Source organism: Pseudoalteromonas aliena, assembly GCF_038155085.1.
GTDB classification, from domain to species: Bacteria; Pseudomonadota; Gammaproteobacteria; order Enterobacterales; family Alteromonadaceae; genus Pseudoalteromonas; species Pseudoalteromonas aliena_A.
The window spans coordinates 1-208 of record NZ_JBAKAU010000300.1 but is presented as its reverse complement, the minus strand read 5'-3'; the positions used below and the strand labels follow the sequence as shown (position 1 = coordinate 208).

General features: G+C 41.8%; 1 pseudogene. It reads left to right on the top strand.

Going from position 1 to position 208, the window contains the following annotated elements:
- Positions 1 to 208 (top strand): annotated as a pseudogene (locus V6260_RS19490) (proline--tRNA ligase); the annotation flags it as partial.

Here is a 208-nt window from a genome sequence, read left to right as displayed (position 1 = left end):
CTTGCCCCTGTTGGCTTATCAATGCCTATTATTGTTCATAGAACAGCAAATGTAATGCCTGATTTTGTAGCTGGCGCTAATAATGATGACGAACACTTTAGCGGTATTAACTCGGATCGCGACGTAACTAACTACGATGTTGCCGATATCCGCATTATTGTTGAAGGTGACGCTAGCCCATGTGCTCAAGGTAATCTTCAAATTATAC